This window comes from Pseudomonas sp. Os17, assembly GCF_001547895.1.
Lineage (GTDB): Bacteria > Pseudomonadota > Gammaproteobacteria > Pseudomonadales > Pseudomonadaceae > Aquipseudomonas.
Genome location: NZ_AP014627.1, coordinates 5,504,182 through 5,529,857, shown reverse-complemented (window position 1 = coordinate 5,529,857; position 25,676 = coordinate 5,504,182). Strand labels below are relative to the sequence as shown.

Sequence of the window (25,676 nt, the reverse complement as noted above, 5' to 3'; positions counted from 1 at the left end):
AAGCTTCAGGGACGAGCGCCGATAGGACGGACATCCAGGAGGAATCAAGCATGACCACCATCAACGCCAATGCCGTCAATCCTTATCCATTGTCCACGCCGACAGTCGTGACCGGGGCAGCCGAAGACACCAGCCCGCTGGCGCCGGCGGCCCAGGGCAAGGATGGCGAGGACAAGGAACTGCGGGTCAACTCTGCCGGTGCCGGCATCGATGCGGTGCAAGGTGGCGGCGATCCGGTGCAGCAGTTGCAGAAGCAGATCGAGCAGACCCAGAAGATTCTGCAGCAACAACAGGCGCAATTGGCCAGTACCGAGAAGGGGCAGGCCAGTGATGAACAGAAGGCCCAGCAGGTCATGGAGATTCAGGCGCAGATTGCCGTGACCAACAGCACTTTGCAGGTGTTGCAGGCCGCTTTGCTGCAAGCCATGTTCAGTGTCGATGTCCATGCCTGAACCCTGTGCCGCGCCCAATTAGCGTGGCAACGGATGCAAAAAGGCCCCGAGGAGCAGCGCTCCCCGGGGCCTTTTTGATCAGCGCTGTTTAAGCCGCCTTGGCTTCCTGCTCGCTCAGGGAGCGGTTCAGGGCACTGAACAGCGCCTTGAAGCTGGCCGTGGTGATGTTTTCGTCGATGCCCACGCCGTGGACCGCACGCTCACCGTTGACCCGCAGTTCGATGTAGGCCGCCGCCTTGGCGTTGGTGCCGGCGCCGATGGCGTGTTCGTTGTAGTCCATGATCTCCACCGGCACCGGCAAGCCGGCCACCAGCGCTTCCAGGGCACCGTTGCCCTTGCCACGCCAGTGCAGGTTGGTTTCGCCCTGGCCCTTGCTCGACACTTCCACTTCCACGGCGCTGTGGCCGTTTTCTTCCTGCAGGCGATGGCTGACCAGCGCGTACGGGGTGTTGGCCTGCAAGTACTCGCTGTGCAACAGCGCGTGGATCTGCTGGGCGGTCATTTCCAGGCCCAGGCGATCGGTTTCCCGCTGCACCACCTGGCTGAATTCGATCTGCATGCGGCGCGGCAAGCTGATGCCGTATTCCTGCTCCAGCAGGTAGGCGATACCGCCCTTGCCCGACTGGCTGTTGACGCGGATCACTGCCTCGTAGCTGCGACCGATGTCGGCCGGGTCGATCGGCAAGTACGGCACTTCCCACAAGCCGTCGGCTTTCTGCTGGGCGAAGCCCTTGCGAATCGCGTCCTGGTGGGAGCCGGAGAAGGCGGTGTGGACCAGGTCACCGACATATGGGTGACGTGGGTGCACGGCAATCTGGTTGCACTCTTCCACCACTTTGCGCACGCCGTCGATGTCGGAAAAGTCCAGCTCCGGATCGACGCCCTGGGTATAGAGGTTCAAGGCCACGGTGACCAGGTCGACGTTGCCGGTACGCTCGCCGTTGCCGAACAGGCAGCCTTCCACACGGTCGGCGCCGGCCATCAGGCCCAGCTCGGTGGCGGCTACGCCAGTGCCACGGTCGTTGTGGGTGTGCAGGCTGATGAGCACGCTGTCGCGACGGTTGATGTGGCGGCAGAACCACTCGATCTGGTCGGCGTAGATGTTCGGTGTCGCCACTTCAACGGTGGCCGGCAGGTTGAGGATCACCTTGTTGGTCGGCGTCGCGTTCCAGACTTCCACCACGGCGTCACAGACTTCCTTGGCGAACTCCAGTTCGGTGGCGCTGAAGGTCTCTGGCGAGTACTCGAACTGCCACTGGGTTTCCGGCTGCTGAGCGGCGTATTTGACGAACAGCTTGGCGGCGTTCACCGCGATTTCCTTCACGCCGGCCTTGTCCTGGTTGAAGACGATGCGGCGGAACGACGGGCTGGTGGCGTTGTACAGGTGGACGATGGCTTTCTTCGCCCCACGCAAGGACTCGAAGGTGCGGGCAATCAGGTCTTCGCGGGCCTGGGTCAATACCTGGATGGTGGTGTCGTCCGGGATATGGCCGCCTTCGATCAGGGTGCGCACGAAATCGAAGTCGGTTTGCGAAGCGGCGGGGAACGACGCCTCGATTTCCTTCACGCCAACAGCTACCAGGGTTTTCCAGAAACGCAGCTTCTTGACCGCATCCATCGGCTCGATCAGCGACTGGTTGCCATCACGCAAGTCCGAGCTGCACCAGATCGGCGCGCGGGTGATGGTCTTCGACGGCCAGGTGCGGTCCGGCAAGTTGATGGTCGGAAACGCGCGGTACTTGGAGGATGGGTCTTTGAGCATGGTCATGGAGAAATCCTTATGGTCCGGGCCGAAAAGAGGCGACCTGCCGGTGAGTCAAGAGTGCAGTGTTGACGCAGGGGGATGAGGCACCGCGATTCAGCCTGGCAGTCGTGCGCTGACGAGGCAGAGGCTCCGGTGTTGACGACGCTGAATGAGGGTGTGAGAGGTTTTCATGCGCTCAACCCTAACCACTGAGATGAGAGATGGCAAGCAGTCGAAAAAAATTGAGAGGAATACTCGAAATTGAAGTTATATCGAGATTTTATGCTGGCTATTCTTGTAAAGAATATCAACGATTGCGCAGTCGTCCTGGCCTGCGCAATCCTCGTGGGGAGCGACTTGTCGGCGGTCAGGCCCGGGGATCAGGGTTGAAACGCCCCGATAAAAATCGCCGGATCGACCCGGGCGTCGTTCAGGCTGACGTTCCAGTGCATATGCGGGCCGGTGGCGCGTCCAGTCGAACCCACCTTGCCCACCACTGCTGCGCGAGCCAGCGACTGGCCGACTTTCACATCGATCTTCGACATGTGGCAGAACATGCTGATAAAGCCCTGGCCGTGGTCGACGAACACCGTGTTGCCGTTGAAGAAGTAGTTGCCGATCAGGATCACCTTGCCGGCTGCCGGAGTCTTGATCGGCGTACCTGCCGGTACGGCAAAGTCCAGCCCGGCGTGAGGATTGCGCTCCTCGCCATTGAAGAACCGGCGCACGCCGAACTTGCTCGACAGCGGTCCGTTAACCGGTTTGTCCAGCAGCAGGTTGCTCGGGGTGTTGGGGCTGAAGCTGCGGTAGGCGCGGATCTGCTCTGCCAGTTCGCCATCGATGCGCTTGAGGTCCGCCGGGTTCGGATTGACCTGGCGCTGGTTCTTCAAGGTGATGTGCTGCTCGGGGTATTTCTTGCTGCCCACCACGAAACTCAGGCTGCGGTTGCCGGCGCTGATCTGCTGAGGACCGGGCTTGACCGTCAGTGGGATGCCGACGATCGCCAGCCAGTTGTTCTGCTCCTTGACCACCAGCACGGGTTTGCCTTGATAGCTGGCCTTGGGCGCCTGGGCGGCGTTGCCCAGGTCGACCACCGCGACGCCACCGGGCACAGGCTTGTTCAACAGGCGGGTGATGTAGCTGTCGGCTTGAGCATTCAAGGCCAGGCACAGCAACAGCAGGGAGCAGAGAAAGCGCGACATGGATCAATCCAGTAGAGAGAGGGTGACAGGCGTCAGGTGGTTGTCTTCGACCCGCACTTGCAACTCGCCTTCACCCAGGCGGGCAGTGAGGCGCTGGCCGTTGCGGGTCTGGGCGGCGTTGCGGATGGCCTGGCCACGATCGTCCAGCAGGATGCTGTAGCCGCGGCCCAGGGTGGCCAGGGGGCTGACCACATGCAGGGTCTGCATCTGGCTGTGCAATTGCAGGCGCCGGGCCTTGATACCTTCGCGCATGGCGCGGGGCAGCCGTTCGGCCAGGCTGTCCAGGCGCTGGCGCAGCAGTGCCAGTTGCCGACCCGGATGCTGGGCGCCGAGGCGGGTTTCCAGGCGGATCAAGCGTTCGCGCCGGGTATTGAGGCTGCGTTCGAAGGCCCGGCGCAGGCGCATGTCCAGGTCATCCAGGCGCTGTGCTTGCTGGCGCAGGCGTTCGCCGGGATGGCGCAGGCGTCGGGCCAGGCCGTCCAGGCGCAGGCGGTCGCGCATCAGCCGGTCGCGGATGCGCATCACCAGGCGCCGATGCAGGCTGTCGATGCGGCGTTGCAGGTCGCTGGAGTCAGGGGCCAGCAGTTCGGCGGCGGCGGAAGGCGTGGGGGCACGAACGTCGGCCACGAAATCGCTGATGGACACGTCGGTTTCATGGCCGACGGCGCTGACGATCGGCGTCACGCAGGCATCCACTGCCCGCGCCACGGCTTCTTCGTTGAAGCACCAGAGGTCTTCCAGCGAGCCGCCACCACGGGCCAGGATCAGCGCGTCAAAGCCCCGGGCATCGGCCAGTTGCAAGGCGCGGACGATCTGCGCCGTGGCCTCGCGGCCCTGCACGGCCGTGGGAATCAGGGTCAGTTCAACCTGCGGCGCCCGGCGGCGGAACACGCTGATGATGTCGCGGATCACCGCGCCGGTAGGGGAACTGATGATGCCGATGCGTTGCGGATGAGCGGGCAGCGGCACCTTGCGCTCGGCGCTGAACAGGCCTTCGGCGCTGAGCTTTTCCTTGAGTGCATCGAAGGCCAGGCGCAGGGCGCCGTCACCGGCTGGCTCCACGGTGTCGAGGATCAGCTGATAGTCGCCGCGGCCCTCGAACAGCGAGACCTTGCCCCGGACCTTGACCGCCAGGCCGTCCTTCAGCGCCTGGCGGACCCGCGCAGCATTCTGCCGGAACAGCGCACAACGCACCTGGGCGCCGCTGTCCTTGAGGGTGAAGTAGACATGGCCGGAAGCCGGGCGAGCGAGGTTGGAGATCTCGCCTTCGACCCAGATGTTGCTGAACACGTCTTCGAGCAGCACCCGGGCGCGGCCGTTGAGCTGGGTGACAGTGAGGACCTCGCGGTCCAGGCCGAGTCGTGCAAAGGGATCTTTAATCATGGGGCGCAGTTTAAGGGGCTGTCAGTCCACGGAACAACGCAATTCGATTGCCAATGATTGCGCAGCTGTTCGACAAACTGCGCCACCAGCGGTGTGGGGTCTTGTCGATAGGCGAGGGCGACGGTGCTCTGGCAATCGCTATCGGCCAGAGGCAGGAAACGCACGCTGGTCGGGGCGATGTCCTGCATCGATTCGGGCAGCAGGGCGATGCCGAAACCGGCCTGGATCAACTGCAGTTGAGTGGTCTTGCGTGACATGACTCGCGCGGCCTTGGGAAAGAATCCCTGGCGCATGCACAACTGTGCCGACAGATAGCTCAAGCCCCCGCGCTGGGGATGGGGGATGGAGATAAAGGCTTCGTTGCGCAGCTGCGCCAGCTCCACCCCCCGGGCCGGTGGATCAAGGGCCAGAGGATGCTGTGGCGGCAAGGCCAGGAGCAGCGGTTCGCTGAACAGGGGCACGATTTGCACGCCCTCCCGCTGGCGCAGTACCGGCAGGCGCAGCAGGCCAGCATCCAGCCGGCCTTCGGCGAGCTCCTGCAACTGCGCCTCGGACGACAGCTTGACGATGTCCATCGAGGCTCCGGGGCACGCCTGCAGATACTCGCTGATGCCCCTCAGCAGGCGACCGCTCATGGGCACGGTGCTTGAATGACTCAGGCGCAGCGTGCCCAGTTGCCCCTGGCCGACCTGGGTGGCCAGCTCCGCAGCCTTGTGCAGTTCGCTCAGCAGGTTGCGGGCCTTGGGCAGGAAGGCTTCACCGGCGGCAGTCAGTCGAGGCTGGCGGGCGGTGCGTTGGAACAGTGGGGTTTGCAGTTGGCCTTCCAGTTCCTTGATCTGCCGGCTGAGGGCCGACTGGGCAACGAACAGGCGTTCTGCCGCAGCGCTGAAGCTACCGCTCTCGGCAATTTCCACGAAATAGCGCAGTTGACGGGTTGAAATCACAAGACATGCCTTTTTGCGATGGGTTGAAGGCTTTGACGATATTAGTCGCAAGGCTCGCCGCTGGCTAAAGTCATTGCTGATCCAGTTGGGGAAGTCGCAGTGATGAGCGTGATCATCGAGGGGTTGAGTCAGTGGTCGTTTGGTCCGGGAGCCTGGTTGGCGATCGGCATGGGCATCGCGCTGGCGTACATCGTGTTTGGCATTGCCGGTTTCGGCACGGCGCTGGTGGCGGGACCGGTGCTGATCCTGTTCATGCCGTTGTCGAAGATCGTGCCGCTGCTGGTGCTGCTCGACTTTGTCGCGGCCTTCGGCAACCTGTTGCCATCGCGCAAGGACGTGGCCAGGCCCGAGCTGTTGCGGCTGTTGCCCTGCATGGCGCTGGGCTGCACCTTGGGGGTGATTTTCCTGCTCAACCTCAAGTCCGATCTGCTGCTTCTATTAATGGGGCTGTTTATCAGTGCCTACGCCATCTACAGCTTGTGGGTGAAGGTGCGCCCGGCTCAGCTGGCGGCCGGCTGGGCGGTGCCGATGGGAATAGTGGGCGGAATGTTTGGCGCGCTGTTCGGCAGTGGCGGCTTTCTATATGCCATTTACCTGAACAGCCGTTTGCCCAAGGACCCGGCCCGGGCCACTCAAAGTGCGTTGATCAGTTGCAGCACCGTGGTGCGCCTGAGCCTGTTCGCCCTGGCCGGGGTGTATGCCGAGTGGCCGCTGCTGCTGTTGGCCGGCTGCCTGTTGCCAGCGATGGCGTTGGGCTTGTGGGTCGGGCGGCGCTTGACCATGAAGTTGTCTCGGGAGGCCTTTGTCCGCCTGGTGACCTGGCTGGTGCTGGCCAGTGGTTTTGCCTTGATCGGGCGCTACCTGAGCACTTGACCTGCCGGGGGCAGGGATTAAGCTGCGGGCCTTTAAATGCGTTCGCCGGCACGCCGGCTCCTACAATTAATGCCAGGAGCCGGTTTGCCGGCGAACGCGTTCGTACTGTCCCGCACGTTTCAGGTTATCCATGAACTCGCAAAGCATCCTCGTCCCGAAAATCTCCACCCTGCCGGTGCACGAGCCCCGGGCCCGGGCCATCGTGCGCTGGCTGGTGCGCAAGAACATCGTCGAGGAAACCCTGAGCACCTGCGGGCGTACCGGCAATCGCATGGGCCATGCGATTGCGCCGGGGGCACGGGACGTAGTGCTGCGGCCAGAGGCGCTGCCCTTCGGCGAGCCGATCAATGGCCTGGAGATCATCACCAAGCGCTGCATCTATACCCCGGCCAAGGGCTTCCTCGAAGAAGCCGGCTGCGCCGAATGCCGCCAGGAAATCGGCGAGGCGCTGTTCGAGAGCCTGGAAGACTGGATGCCGGGGCGCACCGATAACTTCACCTGTCCCGAGTGCGGTCATGAAGATGACATCAACGGCTTTCTGTTTCTTCAGGAATGCGGCTTTTCCAACTTGGGCTTTATCTTCAACAACTGGGCCGAAGCGGGTTTCAAACAGAGTTTTATCGACGAGTTCGCCGACTGGCTGGATCAACCGATAAGTTGGGTCAAGGTCGAGTTGTAGCGCGCGGATATCTCCATCTATCACTCCAGCGATATTAGACAGAGTTTTACATTGAGCCCGGGTAGGTGTCTGAGTATAATGGCGCGCTTCCATTTTCCCGCCCGGGAGCCCCCGCGATGCTGCGTATCAGCCAAGAAGCCCTCACCTTCGACGACATCCTCTTAGTGCCCGGTTATTCCGAAGTACTGCCTAATGAAGTCAGTCTAAAGACCCGTTTGACCCGTGGCATCGAGCTGAATATTCCACTGGTTTCCGCCGCCATGGACACCGTCACTGAAGCCCGTCTGGCAATCGCCATGGCTCAGGAAGGCGGCATCGGCATCATCCACAAGAACATGACCATCGAGCAGCAAGCTGCCGAAGTGCGCAAGGTCAAGCGTTTCGAAGCCGGTGTGGTCAAGGACCCCATCACCATCGAAGCCGACGCCACCGTGCGTGACCTCCTCGAACTGACCAACATGCACAACATCTCCGGTGTGCCCGTACTGCACAACGGCGACCTGGTGGGCATCGTGACTTCCCGCGACGTGCGTTTCGAAAGCCGTCTGGATGTCAGCGTTCGCGAAGTGATGACGCCTAAAGAGCGTCTGGTCACCGTCAAGGAAGGCGCCGACAAGACCGCCGTCCGTGAGCTGCTGCACAAGCACCGTATCGAACGCGTGCTGATCGTCGATGACGCCTTCGCCCTCAAGGGCATGATGACCGTCAACGACATCGAAAAAGCCAAGGCCTACCCGCTGGCCAGCAAGGACGACCAAGGTCGCCTGCGCGTCGGCGCTGCGGTCGGCACGGGTAAGGACACCGGCGATCGCGTTGCCGCGCTGGTCAACGCCGGTGTCGACGTGGTGGTGGTAGACACCGCCCACGGTCACTCCAAGGGCGTGATCGACCGCGTTCGCTGGGTCAAGGAGAACTTCCCTGAAGTCCAGGTGATCGGCGGCAACATCGCCACTGGCGCTGCAGCCAAGGCCCTGGCCGAAGCCGGCGCCGACGCGGTCAAGGTCGGTATCGGCCCTGGCTCGATCTGCACCACCCGTATCGTTGCCGGTGTCGGCGTGCCGCAAATCAGCGCGATCGCCAATGTTGCAGCGGCCCTGGTCGGCACGGGCGTTCCCCTGATCGCCGACGGCGGTATCCGTTTCTCCGGTGACCTGTCCAAGGCCATCGTGGCCGGTGCCTCCTGCGTGATGATGGGTTCGATGTTCGCCGGTACCGAAGAGGCGCCGGGCGAGATCGAACTGTTCCAGGGTCGTTCCTACAAGGCTTACCGTGGCATGGGTTCCCTGGGCGCCATGTCCCAGGCCCAGGGCTCTTCCGACCGCTACTTCCAGGACTCCTCCGCGGGTGCCGAGAAGCTGGTGCCGGAAGGTATCGAAGGTCGTGTGCCGTACAAGGGCACCCTGACCGCGATCATCCATCAGCTGATGGGTGGCCTGCGTTCTTCCATGGGCTACACCGGTAGCGCCAACATCGAAGAAATGCGCACCAAGCCGGAGTTTGTCCGCATCACCGGCGCCGGCATGGCTGAATCCCACGTCCACGACGTGCAGATCACCAAGGAAGCGCCAAACTATCGCGTAGGTTGATAGTGATCGCCTCCAGGCCCAGGCCCGGAGGCGATCGACGAATTTAGTAACCGGGGCTGTGTTTTTCAGCCCCGTGTCGTTTCTGAAATTAGACGAGACTGACCATGGCCCTCGACATTCACGCCCACCGCATTCTGATCCTCGACTTCGGTTCCCAGTACACCCAACTGATCGCCCGCCGCGTGCGTGAAATCGGGGTCTACTGCGAACTGCATCCGTTCGACATGGACGACGAAGCGATCCGCGAATTCGCTCCCAAAGGCGTCATCCTCGCCGGCGGTCCCGAGTCCGTGCACGAAGCCAACAGTCCTCGCTGCCCGCAAGCGGTGTTCGATCTGGGCGTTCCGGTCTTCGGCATCTGCTACGGCATGCAGACCATGGCCGAGCAAATGGGCGGCAAGGTCGAAGGTTCCGAACTGCGCGAATTCGGTTACGCCCGGGTTGACGTGGTGGGCAAGAGCCGCCTGCTGGACGGCATCGAAGACCACGTCGACGCCGACGGCCTGTTCGGTCTCGACGTGTGGATGAGCCACGGTGACAAGGTCACCAAGATGCCCAAGGACTTCCACATCCTGGCCAGTACCCCGAGCTGCCCGATTGCCGGCATGTTCAACGATGACCTGCGTTACTACGGCGTGCAGTTCCACCCGGAAGTGACCCACACCAAGCAGGGCGGCCGCATCCTGTCGCGCTTCATCCTCGACATCTGCGGCTGTGAAGCGCTGTGGACCCCGTCGAAGATCGCCGAAGACGCCATTGCCCAGATCCGCGCCCAGGTCGGCAGCGACAACGTCCTGCTGGGCCTGTCCGGCGGTGTCGACTCCTCGGTGGTGGCGGCCCTGCTGCACAAGGCCATCGGCGACCAGCTGACCTGCGTTTTCGTCGACAACGGCCTGCTGCGCCTGCACGAAGGCGAGCAAGTGATGGCCATGTTCGCCGAGAACATGGGCGTCAAGGTGATCCGCGCCAACGCCGAGGAGCAGTTCCTCAGCAACCTGGCCGGTGAATCCGACCCGGAGAAGAAGCGCAAGATCATCGGCCGCACCTTCATCGACGTGTTCGATGCCGAATCCTGCAAGCTGGAAAACATCAAGTACCTGGCCCAGGGCACCATCTACCCGGACGTGATCGAGTCGGCTGGCGCGAAAAGCGGCAAGGCCCACGTGATCAAGTCGCACCACAACGTGGGCGGCCTGCCGGAAGAAATGAACCTCAAGCTGGTTGAACCGCTGCGTGAGCTGTTCAAGGACGAAGTCCGCCGCCTGGGCCTGGAGCTGGGCCTGCCGTACGACATGGTCTACCGTCACCCGTTCCCGGGACCGGGCCTGGGCGTGCGCATCCTCGGTGAAGTGAAGAAGGAATACGCCGACCTGCTGCGTCGCGCCGACCACATCTTCATCGAAGAACTGCGCAAGGCCGACTGGTACCACAAGGTCAGCCAGGCATTCGTCGTGTTCCAGCCGGTGAAATCGGTGGGCGTGGTGGGCGATGGCCGTCGTTACGCCTGGGTCGTGGCCCTGCGCGCCGTGGAAACCATCGACTTCATGACCGCACGTTGGGCACACCTGCCTTACGAGCTGCTGGAAACCGTCAGCGGCCGGATCATCAACGAAATCGAAGGCATCTCCCGCGTCACCTACGACGTGTCGAGCAAGCCGCCGGCCACCATCGAGTGGGAATGATCCCGCAGCCTCACGAGCGTCAGGCTCGGGTGAAATGGACGAGTATTTTCTAGTCCGCCAAGAAGGCCCCTGATCGCGAGATCAGGGGCCTTCTTGCTAAAGAATATCGACCGTCCTGCGGGGCGGGTCATCGGATAGGGATGTTGAGATGAGTGTGTTTGGCAAGCTGCTGCGAACCTTGGGCCTGGCGGCAGAAGCGCCTGAACTGCCGAGCGCGATGGCGCAGCCATTGTCGCGTTTTGATCGTTTTGCCGCGGACAATCGCGAAGCCTTTGCGCTGATCGGCGCCTTGCCGGAGCAGGAGATCGTGGCTGAAGAGCGGCGCCTCGCTGCCGAGGTGACGGACATTCTGCTGTCGCTCAAGCCGTTTATGGTGGAGGGGGTGTCGCGTCTGGAGATTCAGGAACATGTGCTGCAGCAGCTTGATAGCCGGCAGTTACTGCCTGCGCTGGTGGGCTACAAGGGATACCCCGCAGCCGTTCCTGTCTCGGTGAATGCGGAGCTGATCGGTTGCCTGCCCTCGGAGAAATGCTTGCCGGCCAGTGCGTTGGTCAAGGTCGAGGTCGTGGTGTCATCGCGCAAGGGTTATGGGGCGCAGTCCTGGACCTTTGCCACGCCCGGCGCCAGCACAGAACAACTGCGCTTGTTGAGCGCTGCCAAGGACGCTCTGGAGCAGGGCTTGCGACAGGTACGCGGTGGTGAGTCCCTGGGGGCCATCGGCAGCGCGATCCAGGAAGTACTGGACGCCCAGGGATTCAGTGCGGTGGTTGAATACTGCGGTTATGGCATGGGCAGGCAGCGGATCCAGGCGCCTCAGGTACTGGGTTACCGCGTTGCGGGACGCTCCGAACCCATGGTGGCCGGCCAGGTATTGAATGTTCAGGTGTTGGCCAAGGCCGGAACCTCACGTGTCCGGGTGATGCCCAATGGCTGGAATGTGGTTGCTCACGATCGGTGCGACGGGGTGGTGGTCAGTGCCATGGTCCGGGTGACAGAGGTGGGAGCAGAACGTCTCAGTCGGTTTGTCGACTGAAGTCGCTGCGTTGCAAGACAAATGGCGATCGCACCTTGGGTGGATCGCCATTTGTATGTCCAGGTATTGGAAAGCCCGGGTTTTTCGCGTTCACGCAATACCGGGAAAGACATTGCCCCGTCGAGCCTCCGGGGTGCCGTGTACCTTTGAAGTCGTCCCTCAGTGTTTTGCCCTTGCAGCGAAATGTCGCTGAGCGGCATTGATCGGATTGTATTGGGTTGTCAATTGACAACCTTGTGTTCCTGACGATACTGGAGGCTATGGATGGCTCGTGCAACTCATCCCAAGAAGGACATTGAAATGGCCCTGCGCTACGCCGAATGGCAGGGCTGGCGCATCGAGGTTGGCGGTGGTCATGCCTGGGGCCGGATCTACTGCCCGTACAACAACGAAGTGTGTCGCTGTGGCGAGTTCTGCGTCACCAGTGTCTGGCGGACCCCGAAGAACCCGACCCAACACGCCCGGGCGCTATGCCGGGTGATCGACAACTGCACCGTGAACCAGCTGCGTGGGGCCAAGGCGCCGGCAGCTCGTCAGGAGTAAGCACCATGGAATACCTGTTCACCCTCAACTATCTGCTGCCGCTGGAGGGCTGTGATCCGCTGCAACTGGTGGAGCGCCTCGGTGCGGCGGGGTGCACCGACGTCCTGGTCGGCACCGGCCTGGCCGGGCGCCTGGCCCTGGAGTTCAGTCGCGAGGCCGAGAGCGCCGAGGCAGCGCTGCTCAGTGCCCTGGGGGATATCAAGCGCATCATCCCCGAGGCGCGGCTGGTGGAGGCCAGTCCGGATTTCGTCGGCCTCAGCGAGATCGCCGAGATTGTCGGGGTGTCACGGCAGAACATGCGCAAGCTGATGCTTGGCCACCCCGACAGCTTTCCCCTGGCGATCCATGAGGGCAGCACCTCGCTGTGGCACCTGGCGGAGGTCCTGAGCTGGCTGGACAGCAAGGGCGGCTATCCCCTCAAGCATCCGGTGATCGAGGTGGCGCGGGTGGCGCAGCAGGTGAATACCGCCAAGGAGGCGCAGCGCATCGGCCCCCTCAGCGCTGAGCTGGCGGCCCTGCTGGGCTGACGGAGCAGGGCTTAGCGCCGGGCCACGTCGGAGAAGTAGAACTTGTCCAGGGTGTGCCGTGATTCGGTGTACTCGAACTGCCGCCCGTCCTGCAGAAAGGTCTGGTTGCTCACCACGATCACATGGCTCTGGCCGTCCAGGTCGAGCAACTGCTGGTCGTCCTTGCTCCGCGGGCTGGCCTCGATGGTGCGCTGGGCATAGCTGATGTTCAGTTGCAGGGTCTGTTCGATGTAGGCGTAGATCGAATGCTCTGCGATCTCTCGGTCCAGCCCCGGAATCAGCTCGGCGACAAAATGGTTGATGTCGAGAATCACCCGCTTGCCGTCGATTCGCCGCACACGCTTGATCCGTGTGATCAGGCTGCCTTCTTCGGCCTGCAGGTGATTGAGCAGCGCGCCTTGCAGGGGGAACTGGCTGAACTCCACCACCTCGGTGCTGACGTCATCCCCCAGGCGCGGATAGGTTTCCTGGAAGCTGACGATGCCGCCCAGCTGGAACTCGATGGGATTGGGCGAGAGCACGAAGGTGCCCTTGCCATGGATCTTCTGCGCGAAGCCGCGCTCCTGCAGCAGTTCGATGGCCTTGCGCACGGTGCCGCGGCTGGCCTGGTAGCTGTCCATCAGTTCGCTTTCCGAAGGCAGGCGGGCGCCACGCTCCAGGCGTTCGGTGGTGATGCTGGCAAGCAGATCACTGTAGATCTGGTTGTATTTGCTCATGGGATGGCTCTGTGCCGGACTGTGCTCAAGGCAGGCACCTTAAGGGCTGAACGGGGCATTTGTCCATGCGCCCGGGCCAGGCTTTCCCAGGCGGAAACCACCCGGCGCAAGGCGGTGGCGGAAGAAAATTTCAAACTCGTCTGTACGAGTTATTGATTTAACTCGTACAGACGAGTAATTTGCCCCTCGGCGTGCTGCCAATAACAAAAATCTCAGGTGGAAGAACAAGCATGAGCCACGACTATTCAACGATCGCCAGCGAGTTGCTGCACAGCCTCGGTGGCGCCGACAACCTCGAACAGGCGGCCCACTGCGTGACCCGCCTGCGCCTGGCCCTGAAGGACCCGAGCCTGGTCGACAGCGCCACCCTCAACCAGATCGACCTGGTCAAGGGCTCGTTCTTCACCGGTGGCCTGTATCAGGTGGTGATCGGCCCCGGCGAAGTGGAAAAGGTCTATGCGGCCTTGCGCCAGCAGACCGGTCTGGCGGCCTCGACCATTGCCGACGTGAAGGACAAGGGCGCCCAGAAGACCCACGCCATGCAGCGCCTGGTGCGGGTGTTCTCCGATGTGTTCATGCCGATCCTGCCGGCGCTGATCATCGCCGGCCTGCTGATGGGGGTGAACAACCTGCTGGGGGCCAAGGGCATGTTCATCGAGGGCAAGACCCTGCTTGAGGCCTACCCGGGCCTCGACGGGCTCTGGAGCCTGATCAACCTGATGGCCAACACCTCCTTCGTGTTCCTCCCGGCCCTGGTGGGCTGGTCGGCGGCCAAGCGCTTTGGCGGTAGCGAGATCCTGGGCATCGTCCTGGGCCTGATGCTGGTCCACCCCGATCTGCTCAACGCCTGGAACTACGGCAAGGCGGTGGCCGGGCTGGATGGCCAGAGCCTGCCGTACTTCGACATCTTCGGTCTGTTCCAGATCGAGAAGGTGGGCTATCAGGGGCAGATCCTGCCGATCCTGTTGGCGGCCTATGTGATGAGCGTGATCGAAAAATGGCTGCGCGCCCGGGTGCCCAACGCCATCACCCTGCTGGTGGTGCCCATCACCACCATCGTGGTCACCGGCGTGCTGGCCCTGGCGATCATCGGTCCGGTGACCCGGCACCTGGGGATTCTGATCACCGAAGGCGTGGTCACCCTGTTCGAACTGGCGCCCATGCTCGGCGGCGCGATCTTCGGCCTGCTCTATGCGCCACTGGTGATCACCGGCATGCACCACATGTTCCTGGCGGTCGACCTGCAACTGATTGCCACCCAGGGCGGCACCTTCATCTGGCCGATGATCGTCATGTCCAACCTGGCCCAGGGCAGCGCGGCCCTGGCGGTGTTCACCATGAGCCGCAACGCCCGTGACCGCAGCATGGCCTCGACCTCGGCGATTTCCGCCTACTTCGGCATCACCGAGCCGGCGATGTTCGGCGTCAACCTGCGCTACAAGTTTCCCTTCTATGCCGCGCTGATCGGCTCGGCCCTGGGCTGCGTGTTTCTGTCGCTGAACAAGGTCCAGGCCTCGGCCATCGGCGTCGGCGGGCTGCCGGGGTTCATCTCGATCATTCCCCAGTACATCCCGATGTTCGTCATCGGCATGGTCATCGCCCTGGTGGTGCCTTTTGTCCTGACCTGCGGCCTGAGCCTGAAGATCATCCGGCCCGGCTATCGCGTGGCCTGACCCGCCCTGTAGGCGCCGGCTCGCCGGCGAATGTCCTCGTACTCTCCAAAGGATTCCCCCATGCAAGACTGGCAGCGTTCGGTGATCTACCAGATCTACCCGAAGAGTTTTCACAGCCACCAAGGGCGGCCCACCGGCGACCTGCTGGGCGTGGTGGACAAGCTCGACTACCTGCACTGGCTGGGGGTCGACTGCCTGTGGCTGACGCCGTTCCTGCGCTCGCCACAGCGGGACAATGGCTACGACATCAGCGACTACTACGCCATCGATCCCAGCTACGGCAGCATGGCCGATTGCGAGCTGCTGATCGCCGAAGCCGGCAAGCGCGGGATCAAGCTGATGCTGGATATCGTGGTCAACCACACCTCCATCGAGCACGCCTGGTTCCAGCAGGCCCGCAGCAGCCTGGACAACCCCTACCGGGACTTCTACATCTGGCGCGATGAGCCCAACAACTGGGAATCCAAGTTCGGCGGCTCCGCCTGGGAATACGAGGCCCAGACCGGGCAGTACTACCTGCACCTGTTCGATCACACCCAGGCCGACCTCAACTGGGACAACCCCCAGGTGCGCGCCGAGGTGTTCAAGATGATGCGTTTCTGGCGCGACAAGGGCGTCGGCGGCTTCCGCCTCGACGTGATCAACCTGATCTCCAAACCGGCGGATTTCCCCGAGGACCAGAGTGACGGCCGCCGCTTCTATACCGACGGCCCCAACGTCCACCAGTACCTGCAGGAGATGCACCGGGAAGTGTTCGCCGGCCACGATCTGGTGAATGTCGGCGAGATGTCCTCCACCCGCCTGGAGCACTGCATCCGCTATTCCCATCCGGAGTCGAAGGAGCTGTCGATGACCTTCAACTTCCATCACCTGAAGGTGGACTACCCCAACCAGCAGAAGTGGCTGCGGGCCGATTTCGACTTCCTCGAACTCAAGCGCATCCTCTCCGATTGGCAAACCGGCATGCAGGCCGGCGGCGGCTGGAATGCGCTGTTCTGGTGTAACCACGACCAGCCGCGGGTGGTCTCGCGCTTTGGCGATGACGGCGAACACCGGGTGGTCTCGGCGAAGATGCTGGCCACCGCGCTGCACCTGCTCCAGGGCACGCCTTTCGTCTATCAGGGCGAAGAGCTGGGCATGACCAATCCGCATTTCGAGCGCATTGAGCAGTACCGCGATGTCGAGACCCTGAACATCCACCGCCTCAAGCGCGAGGCCGGTGAAGACCCGCAGGCCATCATGGCGGCGATCCAGCAGAAATCCCGGGACAACGGACGCACGCCGATGCAGTGGCATGCCGGGGCCAACGCCGGTTTCAGCAGCGCCGAGCCCTGGATCGGGATACCGGCCAACGCCAGCCAGATCAATGTCGAGGCGCAACTCGACGACCAGGATTCGGTGCTGCATCACTACCGTCGGCTGATCGCCTTGCGCCGCCAGGAAGCGCTGATCCAGCACGGCCTCTATCGCCAGCTGCTGCCCGAGCATCGGCAAGTCTGGGCCTATGTGCGCGAGGGCGAGGGCGAGCGCCTGCTGGTGGTGAACAACTTCTACGGCGCGCCGTGCGAGGTCGAGTTGCCGGAAGCGGTAATCGGCGCGGGCATGCAACAGCGCCTGCTGATCAGCAACTACCCGGACCACGAGCCCCGCAGCCGGCACGTGCACCTGCGGCCCTACGAATCCTTCGTTCTGCACCTGACCCTGTAGCAGCCGGCTGGCCGGCGAACCGGGCCAGGGGATCTTTCTGGCCCAGCGCATCCGCCGGCCAGCCGGCGCCGACGAATTCGAACAACACAATAAAAATAATGGGTGGCTTATGAGAACAACAATAAATCGCGGTCTGGCGGCGTCCTGCCTGTGCCTGGCCTTGCCTTTTCCGGCCCAGGCCCTGGAGTTTGCCGGCTACCTGCGCAGCGGCCTGGGCACCTCGGTCAACAGCGGCTCGCAGTCCTGCTTCCAGTTGCCCGGCGCGCAGTCCAAGTACCGCCTGGGCAACGAGTGCGAGCAGTACGCCGAGCTGGAACTGCGCCAGGACCTGTACACCCTGGACGACGGCTCGGTGCTCAGCGTCGACGGCATGGCCTCGCTGTACAACCGCTACGACCGCAACCTGAGCTTCCAGGGCGAGAACGGTTCGGCGCGGATGCCGCAGATGTACGCCCAGTGGTCGAACCTGCCCAGCCTCAATGGCGGTTCGCTGTGGGCCGGGCGCCGTTACTACAAGCGTAACGACATCCATATTTCCGACTTCTACTACTGGAACCAGAGCGCCACCGGCGGCGGGGTCGAGGACGTGCGCATTGGCGATCTGAAATACAGCTACGCCTTTTCCCGCAAGGACAATCTCTATCAGAAGCAGGCGGTGAGCCGTCATGACTTCAACGTCGCCGGCTTCCAGACCAACCCCGGCGGCGAGCTGGAACTGGGCCTGAGCTACCTGGAAAAGCCCGATCGCCGTGGTGCCCACAATGGTTGGGCGATCACCACCCAGCATGTGCAGAAGGACTTTTTCGGCGGCAAGAACAAACTCGCCCTGCAATACGGCGAAGGCCCCGGCACCGGCCTGGGCTACACCGGCAACACCTACCTGGATGACAGCAACAAGAGCTATCGCCTGGTGGAGTTCTTCGACTGGCAACTGACCCCGCGCTTCGGCGGCCAGGTGGAGGCGGTCTATCAGAAGGACATTCGCCCCGACGGCCAGGATCAGAACTGGATCTCGTTGGGCGTGCGCCCGGCCTACGCCATCACCGAGCAGTTCAAGCTGGTGACCGAGTTCGGCCACGATCAGGTGGAGGCGCCCGGGGGCACCCGCAAACTCAGCAAGTTCACCTTCGCACCCACCTGGTCACCCAAGGGCCCGGACTTCTGGGCCCGGCCGGAGGTGCGGCTGTACTACACCTATGCCAGCTGGAACGAGGCCGCCAAGCGCGCGGCCAATGAGCTGGCGGCCGGTTCCGCGCTGTCCGACAGCGGCGTGTTCGGCAGCGCCCGGCATGGCGCGAACGTCGGCTTGCAGGTCGAGTACTGGTGGAAATAAGCGATGCTGTCGGGGCTCGCGCTCCATCGGCACTTCAAGGAATCAACAGCAGGTGACGTCATGGCCATAACCCAACCCTTGCAATTGCTCGCGCCCCTGTCCGGGGTGCTGCTGCCCCTGGAGCAGGTCCCGGACCCGGTGTTTTCCAGCCGGGTGATCGGTGACGGGCTGTGCATCGACCCGACTTCCCAAACCCTCTGCGCACCGCTGTCCGGGGTGGTCAGCAACCTGCAGCGCAGCGGCCACGCGCTGAGCATCACCGGCGAACAGGGCCAGCAGGTGTTGATGCACATCGGGCTGGACACGGTGAACCTGGCAGGCAAGGGCTTCACCTGCCTGATCGAGGAAGGCCAGCAGGTCACGGCCGGCCAGCCGCTGATCGAGTTCGACGCCGACTACCTGGCCCTGCATGCCCGCAGCCTGCTGACCCTGATGCTGGTGGTCAGCGGCGAAGCGGTGACCGGGCTGGTCGGCGACCGACTGCTGGTGGAGCTGGGACAGCCGGTGTTGCAGATCGAGCCCGCCTCCGCAGAGGAAGGTGCCAAGGCCGAGGACGCTGAAGCTGAGGCGCTGTTTTCCAAACCGCTGATCCTTGGCAACCCCCAGGGCCTGCATGCGCGCCCGGCGGCGTTGCTGGCCCAGGCCGCCAAGGGCTTTGCCGCGAATATCTGCCTGCACCGGCGCCAGGACTCGGCCAATGCCAAGTCCCTGGTGTCGATCATGGCCTTGCAGACCGTGCAGGGCGATGTCTTGCAGGTCAGCGCCGTGGGCGCGGATGCCGAGCAGGCGATCCAGGCGCTGGTGGAACTGCTGGCCTCCGGTTGTGGCGAAAAGATCAGCGCCGTAGCAAGCCCCGAGCCGCGAGTCGTGGTTGATGAAGCGCTGGATCCGTTGTGGCGAGGCGTTTGCGCGTCACCGGGCTCGGCATTCGGTCAGGTGCTGCAGGTGGCCGAGCAGCGCCTGCAGATACGCGAGGCGGCAACCCGCCCGCAGCAGGAGCGCGAGTCTCTGGAGCAGGCCCTGAGCCAGGCCCGTGAGGCTCTGCAGTGGCTGCGCGACAGCGCCAGCGCTGACGCGCAGCAGGACATCTTCCGGGCCCATCAGGAGCTGCTCGATGACCCGAGCCTGCTGGAGCAGGCCCACGCCCTGATCGCCAATGGCAAGAGCGCGGCCTTTGCCTGGAACAGCGCCATCGAAGCCACCGCCGAGTTGTTCAAGGGCCTGGGCAGTAGCCTGTTGGCCGAGCGCGCGGTGGATCTGGCGGATGTCGGCCAGCGGGTGCTCAAGCTGCTTCTCGGGGTGCAGGAGCCAGCCCTGATCCTGCCGGATCAGGCGATCCTGATTGCCGAGCAGCTGACCCCGTCGCAGACCGCGAGCCTGGACACCACCAAGGTGCTGGGGTTTGTCACCGTCGGGGGCGGCGCCACCAGCCATGTGGCGATTCTGGCCCGGGCCCTGGGCCTGCCCGCGATCTGTGGCCTGTCGCCTCGGGTCCTGTCCCTGGCCAACGGCACCCAGGTCCTGCTGGACGCCGATCGCGGCGAACTGCATACGGACCCGGACCCGCAACGGGTGCAGCAACTGCAGGCCCTGCGTCAGCAGCAACGCCAGCGCCAGCAGCAGGACCTGGCCCAGGCCGCGCATCCTGCGGTGACCCGCGACGGTCATCACCTGGAGGTGACGGCCAATATTGCTTCCCTGGCCGAGGCCGAGCAGGCCATGAGCCTGGGCGGCGAAGGCGTTGGCCTGTTGCGCTCGGAGTTCCTCTACCAGGACCGCAGCCAGGCCCCGAGCCCCGAGGAGCAGGCCGCGACTTACCAGGCCATTGCCCAGGCCCTGGGGCCGACGCGCAATCTGGTGGTGCGGACCCTGGACGTGGGCGGCGACAAGCCCCTGGCCTATGTGCCCATGGAGCGCGAAGCCAACCCCTTTCTCGGCCTGCGTGGCATCCGCCTGTGCCTGGAGCGTCCCGAACTGCTGCGCGAGCAGTTCCGGGCGATGCTCGCCTGCGCCGGGCAGGCCCGCCTGCACATCATGCTGCCGATGGTCAGCCAGCTGGCGGAGCTGCGTCAGGCGCGCCAGTTGCTCGATGACGAGGTTCGGGCCCTGGGCCTCGCGGAGCGGCCCAAGCTGGGGATCATGATCGAGGTGCCTTCAGCGGCCTTGATGGCGGATCGTTTTGCCCCGGAGGTGGATTTCTTCTCCATCGGCACCAACGACCTGACCCAGTACACCCTGGCCATGGACCGCGATCATCCGCGCCTGGCCGGTCAGGCCGACAGCTTTCACCCGGCGGTGCTGCGCCTGATCGCCCGCACGGTGCAGGCCGCCCATGCCCACGGCAAGTGGGTCGGCGTCTGCGGCGCCCTGGCTTCCGAAACCCTGGCGGTGCCGCTGTTGCTGGGCCTGGGAGTAGACGAGCTGTCGGTGAGCGTGCCGTTGATTCCCGCCATCAAGGCCCGGGTACGGGAGTTGGATCTGAGCGAGTGCCAGGCCTTGGCAGCGCGGATCATTGATCTGGAAGACGCGGTTCAGGTACGTGAATGCCTGCAACGGCAGCAAGTCGCCGCCGACTCACTGGTTCTGGAGAACTGAAGATGTTCGAGAAATTGCAACGGGCGTTCTGGAAGGCCCTGACTCCAGACCTGATCCCTGATCAGCCGAAGGCCCCCCAGGCCAAGGGCAGTGTTCTGAGTGACGCGATGCTGGCGGCACTGGGTGGTAGCGCCAACATCAAGAGCCAACAACCATTGGCCCTGACCCGCCTGCGCCTGGAACTGCATGATCCGCAGTTGCTGGACAGCAGCGCCCTGCGAGTGGCGGGGGTGCCGGCAGTGATGCCCCTGGCCGGTGGTGTGGTGCATCTGCTGTTGGGATTGCAGGGCTGAGGGGCTTGTTCGCCGGCAAGCCGGCTCCTACAAGAGCAACGGGCTTGCCAGGGAGCAGGCTCCCGAAAACACCCATCGTTTCCCCGTCCCGCCTGCGTCCCGTCGCCGCGCCGGCCTTACTGTTTCTCAACTGCGGGTGTATCGTATTCGCCTTTTGCGGGCCTGGGCCCGCCGCGGATACGTGAGGTAGTTGAGTCCATGTCCTTTACCCGTCGACAAATACTCGGTGGTCTGGCCGGTCTGGTAGTGGTTGGCGTGGGAGCGGGCGGCGCCTCGCGTTACTGGCTGGGGAAAATGGCCGACGCCGAAGCGGGCCACGACTACGAGCTGATCGCCGCGCCGCTGGATGTGGAACTGGTGCCGGGGCACAAGACCGAGGCCTGGGCTTTTGGCCCATCGGCACCGGGCACCGAACTGCGGGTGCGCCAGGGCGAGTGGCTGCGGGTGCGCTTCATCAACCACCTGCCCGTGGCCACCACCATCCACTGGCATGGCATCCGCCTGCCCCTGGAAATGGACGGCGTGCCTTACGTCTCGCAACTGCCGGTGCTGCCGGGGGAATACTTCGACTACAAGTTCCGCGTGCCGGATGCCGGCAGCTACTGGTATCACCCCCACGTCAACAGCAGCGAGGAACTGGGCCGCGGCCTGGTGGGCCCGCTGATCGTCGAGGAGCGCGAGCCTACCGGCTTCCAGTACGAACGCACCCTGAGCCTGAAAAGCTGGCACGTGGATGAAGAGGGCGCATTCACGCCCTTCAGCGTCCCGCGGGAAGCGGCGCGGGGCGGCACCGCCGGGCGCCTGTCCACCATCAACGGCGTGTCCCAGGCGGTGATCGACCTGCCGGCGGGGCAGATCACCCGGGTGCGCCTGCTCAACCTCGACAACACCCTGACCTATCGCATCAACATTCCCGACGTCGAAGCGCAGATCTACGCACTGGATGGCAACCCCATCGAGCCGCGTCCGTTGGGCAAGGAATACTGGCTGGGCCCGGGCATGCGCATCTGCCTGGCGATCAAGGCGCCGGCGGCGGGGCAGGAACTGTCCCTGCGCAACGGGCCGGTGCGCCTGGGCACCTTGCGTTCGGTGGCCAACAGCGATGCGCCGACTCAGTGGCCGCCAGCCCTGCCGGCCAACCCGGTGGCCGAGCCGGATCTCGACAATGCCGAGAAGCTCAACTTCAATTTCGAGTGGGTTGGCTCGGTCTCGGTGAACGTGGACAATGGCCAGCCGCCGAGCCTGTGGCAGATCAACGGCCAGGCCTGGGACATCACCGACAAGACCTGCGCCGACCGCCCGATTGCCACGCTGAAAAAGGGCAAGAGCTACATTTTCGAATTGAAGAACATGACTCAGTACCAACACCCGATCCACTTGCACGGCATGAGCTTCAAGGTCATCGCCTCGAACCGCAAGAAGATCACCCCCTACTTCACCGACACCTACCTGCTGGGCAAGAACGAGCGTGCCCGCGTGGCGCTGGTGGCGGATAACCCTGGGGTCTGGATGTTCCACTGCCACGTGATCGACCACATGGAAACCGGCCTGATGGCCGCCATCGAGGTGGCGTGATGCGCCAGATACGCCCGGCGCCGATCATCGACCGCAGCCGCGACCAGGACTTCATGCGCGAAGCCCTGGCCCTGGCCGCCCAGGGCGCGGCCCTGGGAGAAGTGCCGGTGGGCGCGGTGCTGGTGCTGGATGGCCAGATCATCGGCCGCGGCTACAACTGCCCGATCAGCGGCAGCGACCCCAGCGCCCACGCCGAGATGGTGGCGATCCGCGCGGCGGCCCAGGCGGTGAGCAACTATCGCCTGCCCGGCAGCACCCTGTACGTGACCCTGGAACCTTGCAGCATGTGCGCCGGCTTGATCGTCCACTCGCGCATTGCCCGCGTGGTGTACGGCGCCCTGGAACCCAAGGCCGGCATCGTGCAGAGCCAGGGTCAGTTCTTCACCCAGGGGTTTCTCAATCATCGGGTGCTGTACGAGGGCGGGGTGCTGGCCGAAGAGTGCGGCACGGTGTTGAGCGAATTCTTCAAGGCGCGCCGGGCGCGCTGAGCGCAAACCGGTTCGCGGCGTACACCAAGCCGTAGGAGCCGGCTTGCCGGCGAAGAGGCCCTTGAGCCTTGCACCGCTTTGACGGGCGCCTTCGCTGGCAAGCGGAACGCCGCCCGGCCAGCTCCTACAGAGGGAAGGCGGGGTTATTTTCTGGCGACAATCACCGCGCGCATCGGCGCCGGCAGGCCTTCGATGGTCTTGCTGTGATCGTTGGGGTCGAGGAAGTCGCTCAGGGACTGGTACTTCATCCACTCGGTGCCGCGCTGCTCCTCGACGCTGGTCACGCTGACATCCACGCAGCGCACATCGCTGAACCCGGCGCGCCGCAGCCACAGCTCCAGGGCCGGCACCGAGGGCAGGAACCACACGTTGCGCATCTGCGCATAACGGTCTTCCGGCACCAGCACCTGATGCTGATCGCCTTCCACCACCAGGGTTTCCAGCACCAGTTCGCCACCCTTGACCAGGCAGTCCTTGAGCGCCAGCAGATGCTCGATGGGCGAACGCCGGTGGTAGAACACCCCCATGGAAAACACCGTGTCGAAACCTTCCAGGTTGGCCGGCAGGTCTTCGAAAGGAAACGGCAAGTGCCACACCGCAGGCTGCGAGAGGTAGCGCTGCACCGCCTGGAACTGGCAGAAGAACAACCAGTTGGGGTCCACGCCGATCACGCTGTGGGCGCCGGCGCCGAGCATGCGCCACATGTAGTAGCCATTGCCGCAGCCGACGTCGAGGATGCGTTTGCCTTCAAGGTTCAGGTGCGGGGCGACCCGCGACCATTTCCAGTCCGAGCGCCATTCGGTGTCCACGTGCACGCCGAACAGGTCGAACGGGCCCTTGCGCCAGGGTGACAGGCCCATCAGCGCGCTGCGCATCTGCGCCCGGGTGGCGTCATCGCAATCGGTGTCCAGGCGCAGGCCGTTGATCAGGTCGACTTCGCTGGGCTGGATGTTCGGTAATGCGTCCAGGGCGCTCTGCCAGCGTTCAAGGTCGCCATGGCCCTTTTCCATCTTGGCATCGAGCTGGGCTTGCAGACCGGCGGCCCAGGCGGCCAGGGGCGTGCCCGCCAGGCGGCGGGCGAGGGGGGACAGATCAATCATGGCAGGGCAATCAACGAGGCAAAGTTAAGACACTGGAACCACGGCACGACTTTCGAGAACCCGGCGGCCAGCAGGCGTTCGCGGTGTTCTTCGAGGCTGTCGGGCTTCATGACGTTTTCGATGGCGCTGCGCTTCTGGGCAATTTCCAGTTCGCTGTAGCCGTTGGCGCGCTTGAAGGCGATGTGCAGGTCGGTGAGCAGGGCGTGTTCCTCGGCATCGTTGAAGCGCAGCTTCTCCGAGAGGATCAGCGCGCCGCCGGGCAGCAACGACTGGCGGATACGCCCGAGCAGGGCCAGGCGTTGCTCGGGGGCGATGAACTGCAGGGTGAAGTTCAGCGCCACCACCGAGGCCGGCTGGAACTCCAGGGCCAGGATGTCGCCTTCGACGACCTGCACCGGCAGCAGCTCCTGGAACATCGAATCCTGGCCGTTGAGGTATTCCCGGCAGCGCTCGACCATGGCCGCCGAGTTGTCCACGGCGATTACCCGGCAACCGTCCGTGCGCACATGGCGGCGCAGGGCCTGGGTCACCGCGCCCAGTGACGCCCCCAGGTCGTAGAGCACGCTGTTGGGCTGGGCGAACTGCGCCGCCAGCACCCCGAGGTTCTCGACAATGGTCGGGTAACCCGGCACCGAGCGCTTGATCATGTCCGGGAACACCCGCACCACATCCTCGTTGAAGGCGAAGTCGGGCACCTGGGCCAGGGGCTGGGCGAATAGGCGGTCGGGTTCTTTGCTCACGGCATTTCCAGCGATGGAGATAAAAAAGAGGGCGGCATTGTAGCGGCTGCCGCAGGCTGCGATAAGGCCCGCAGGGCCTTCAGCAGAGCAAGGGCGACGCAAGGTGTGGCCCTTGTCGCCGGCCAGCCGGCTCCTACAGCGAGTAGGGACCGGCTTGCCGGCGCAGGCTGATCAGCGCGGCTTCTGGCTGAACGCCGAAGCGGCGATGCCCCACTGGCCCAGCCAGTAGAAAATGATGATCAGGTAGGGCGCGGCATCGAAGGCCAGCACGAAGCGGCTGATACCGATCAGGCTGTCGGAGAAGGCGAAGCTCAGGGCCCCCGCGGCCGCCAGCGCCGCCGAGCGTTTGGGCACCGCTGAGCCGAGGCGTGCCAGGGCGCGCCAGAGCATGGCGCTGATGGTCAGGGCGTAGACGATCACCGGGATCAGCAGCGGGCCCAGGCCGTGGGCGATCAGAATGCTCAACAGCCCCGCGCCGATGGCCAGTGCCACCGCCAGCGGCAGCAGCGCCGGGCGCCGGCAATCGCTGAGGTAAGCCTTGAGGTAGGCCAGGTGGGCCACCAGGAAGGCCCCGAGGCCGAACACGAACAGGTCCGAAGGCCAGGCCAGCAGCACGTCACCCAGCACCGAGAACAGCAGGCCGAGGATGATCCAGCGGCGGTAGTCCCCGGACGGCGCATCATGCAGCCAGCCCAGCAGGGCCAGCACCGGCAGCGGCTTGACCAGCAGGCAGAGCAGCGTGGCATGCACGCTGACCCCGTAGATGAAAGTGGCGGCGCCCATCAGCGCGAGGATCAGCCAGCCCATG

General features: G+C 64.0%; 23 protein-coding genes. 15 read left to right on the top strand and 8 right to left on the bottom strand.

Features of this window, described 5'->3' with window-relative positions; genetic code table 11:
- The first annotated feature begins 50 nt into the window (after positions 1–50).
- Complete coding sequence (locus POS17_RS24280) at positions 51–452, top strand: hypothetical protein (protein WP_060840872.1); 402 nt, start codon at positions 51–53, stop codon at positions 450–452.
- An 88-nt stretch (positions 453–540) separates the two neighbouring features.
- On the opposite strand, the gene leuA is transcribed toward POS17_RS24280, so the two are convergent.
- The 4 genes from leuA to POS17_RS24260 all read right to left on the bottom strand — a co-directional run bounded on the left by leuA (position 541) and on the right by POS17_RS24260 (position 5,725).
- Positions 541–2,220 carry a 2-isopropylmalate synthase gene (gene leuA, locus POS17_RS24275; RefSeq protein ID WP_016968325.1) on the bottom strand — a complete coding sequence of 560 codons (1,680 nt, stop codon included), beginning with the start codon at positions 2,218–2,220 and terminating at the stop codon, positions 541–543.
- A 356-nt stretch (positions 2,221–2,576) separates the two neighbouring features.
- Positions 2,577–3,398, bottom strand: coding sequence for a peptidoglycan DD-metalloendopeptidase family protein (locus tag POS17_RS24270; protein ID WP_060840871.1), 822 nt, complete (start codon positions 3,396–3,398; stop codon positions 2,577–2,579).
- Between the two features lie 3 nt (positions 3,399–3,401).
- Positions 3,402–4,781: an exodeoxyribonuclease VII large subunit gene (xseA, locus tag POS17_RS24265; protein ID WP_060840870.1), complete on the bottom strand. Its 1,380-nt coding sequence runs from the start codon at positions 4,779–4,781 to the stop codon at positions 3,402–3,404.
- Positions 4,778–5,725 carry a LysR family transcriptional regulator gene (locus POS17_RS24260; protein ID WP_060840869.1) on the bottom strand — a complete coding sequence of 316 codons (948 nt, stop codon included), beginning with the start codon at positions 5,723–5,725 and terminating at the stop codon, positions 4,778–4,780. The genes xseA and POS17_RS24260 overlap by 4 nt, the downstream gene beginning before the upstream one ends.
- 102 nt (positions 5,726–5,827) lie before the next feature.
- On the opposite strand from POS17_RS24260, the gene POS17_RS24255 reads away from it, so the two are divergent.
- The 7 genes from POS17_RS24255 to POS17_RS24225 all read left to right on the top strand — a co-directional run bounded on the left by POS17_RS24255 (position 5,828) and on the right by POS17_RS24225 (position 12,648).
- A complete protein-coding gene (locus tag POS17_RS24255; RefSeq protein WP_060840868.1) occupies positions 5,828–6,598 on the top strand; it encodes a sulfite exporter TauE/SafE family protein in 771 nt (256 codons plus the stop codon).
- A 130-nt stretch (positions 6,599–6,728) separates the two neighbouring features.
- The gene (locus POS17_RS24250) at positions 6,729–7,277 is read left to right on the top strand and encodes a hypothetical protein (protein WP_060840867.1); all 549 of its coding nucleotides are present in this window, start codon (positions 6,729–6,731) and stop codon (positions 7,275–7,277) included.
- A gap of 116 nt (positions 7,278–7,393) precedes the next feature.
- Positions 7,394–8,863, top strand: a complete 1,470-nt coding sequence (gene guaB / locus POS17_RS24245; protein WP_060840866.1) for an IMP dehydrogenase — start codon at positions 7,394–7,396, stop codon at positions 8,861–8,863.
- Positions 8,864–8,967: 104 nt separating this feature from the next.
- The gene (gene guaA, locus POS17_RS24240; protein ID WP_060840865.1) at positions 8,968–10,545 is read left to right on the top strand and encodes a glutamine-hydrolyzing GMP synthase; all 1,578 of its coding nucleotides are present in this window, start codon (positions 8,968–8,970) and stop codon (positions 10,543–10,545) included.
- A gap of 154 nt (positions 10,546–10,699) precedes the next feature.
- On the top strand, positions 10,700–11,578 hold the full coding sequence (locus tag POS17_RS24235; protein ID WP_159426432.1) for a M24 family metallopeptidase: 879 nt from the start codon (positions 10,700–10,702) through the stop codon (positions 11,576–11,578).
- Positions 11,579–11,842: 264 nt separating this feature from the next.
- The gene (locus POS17_RS24230) at positions 11,843–12,121 is read left to right on the top strand and encodes a hypothetical protein (protein ID WP_060840864.1); all 279 of its coding nucleotides are present in this window, start codon (positions 11,843–11,845) and stop codon (positions 12,119–12,121) included.
- A 5-nt stretch (positions 12,122–12,126) separates the two neighbouring features.
- A complete protein-coding gene (locus tag POS17_RS24225; RefSeq protein WP_060840863.1) occupies positions 12,127–12,648 on the top strand; it encodes a helix-turn-helix transcriptional regulator in 522 nt (173 codons plus the stop codon).
- Between the two features lie 11 nt (positions 12,649–12,659).
- On the opposite strand, the gene treR is transcribed toward POS17_RS24225, so the two are convergent.
- Complete coding sequence (treR, locus tag POS17_RS24220) at positions 12,660–13,364, bottom strand: trehalose operon repressor (RefSeq protein ID WP_060840862.1); 705 nt, start codon at positions 13,362–13,364, stop codon at positions 12,660–12,662.
- 230 nt (positions 13,365–13,594) lie between these two features.
- On the opposite strand from treR, the gene treP reads away from it, so the two are divergent.
- The 7 genes from treP (at position 13,595) to tadA (ending at position 23,028) form a co-directional block, all read left to right on the top strand.
- Positions 13,595–15,037: a PTS system trehalose-specific EIIBC component gene (gene treP, locus POS17_RS24215; protein WP_060840861.1), complete on the top strand. Its 1,443-nt coding sequence runs from the start codon at positions 13,595–13,597 to the stop codon at positions 15,035–15,037.
- A gap of 60 nt (positions 15,038–15,097) precedes the next feature.
- The gene (treC, locus tag POS17_RS24210) at positions 15,098–16,744 is read left to right on the top strand and encodes an alpha,alpha-phosphotrehalase (protein WP_060840860.1); all 1,647 of its coding nucleotides are present in this window, start codon (positions 15,098–15,100) and stop codon (positions 16,742–16,744) included.
- Positions 16,745–16,853: 109 nt separating this feature from the next.
- Entirely contained in the window at positions 16,854–18,077 is a 1,224-nt protein-coding gene (locus POS17_RS24205; RefSeq protein WP_060840859.1) for a maltoporin, read from the top strand.
- Between the two features lie 60 nt (positions 18,078–18,137).
- Entirely contained in the window at positions 18,138–20,672 is a 2,535-nt protein-coding gene (gene ptsP, locus POS17_RS24200; protein ID WP_060840858.1) for a phosphoenolpyruvate--protein phosphotransferase, read from the top strand.
- A gap of 2 nt (positions 20,673–20,674) precedes the next feature.
- Positions 20,675–20,965, top strand: coding sequence for a PTS transporter subunit EIIB (locus tag POS17_RS24195; protein ID WP_060840857.1), 291 nt, complete (start codon positions 20,675–20,677; stop codon positions 20,963–20,965).
- Between the two features lie 198 nt (positions 20,966–21,163).
- A complete protein-coding gene (locus POS17_RS24190) occupies positions 21,164–22,540 on the top strand; it encodes a multicopper oxidase family protein (RefSeq protein WP_060840856.1) in 1,377 nt (458 codons plus the stop codon).
- Positions 22,540–23,028, top strand: a complete 489-nt coding sequence (gene tadA / locus POS17_RS24185; protein ID WP_047305914.1) for a tRNA adenosine(34) deaminase TadA — start codon at positions 22,540–22,542, stop codon at positions 23,026–23,028. Before POS17_RS24190 ends, tadA begins: the two co-directional genes overlap by 1 nt.
- 143 nt (positions 23,029–23,171) lie before the next feature.
- Here tadA and cmoB read toward each other — a convergent pair whose 3' ends face one another.
- The 3 genes from cmoB to POS17_RS24170 all read right to left on the bottom strand — a co-directional run bounded on the left by cmoB (position 23,172) and on the right by POS17_RS24170 (position 25,675).
- The gene (cmoB, locus tag POS17_RS24180) at positions 23,172–24,128 is read right to left on the bottom strand and encodes a tRNA 5-methoxyuridine(34)/uridine 5-oxyacetic acid(34) synthase CmoB (RefSeq protein ID WP_060840855.1); all 957 of its coding nucleotides are present in this window, start codon (positions 24,126–24,128) and stop codon (positions 23,172–23,174) included.
- On the bottom strand, positions 24,125–24,868 hold the full coding sequence (gene cmoA / locus POS17_RS24175) for a carboxy-S-adenosyl-L-methionine synthase CmoA (protein ID WP_060840854.1): 744 nt from the start codon (positions 24,866–24,868) through the stop codon (positions 24,125–24,127). The genes cmoB and cmoA overlap by 4 nt, the downstream gene beginning before the upstream one ends.
- A gap of 171 nt (positions 24,869–25,039) precedes the next feature.
- Positions 25,040–25,675 carry a lysoplasmalogenase gene (locus tag POS17_RS24170; protein WP_060840853.1) on the bottom strand — a complete coding sequence of 212 codons (636 nt, stop codon included), beginning with the start codon at positions 25,673–25,675 and terminating at the stop codon, positions 25,040–25,042.
- Position 25,676 lies beyond the last annotated feature (1 nt).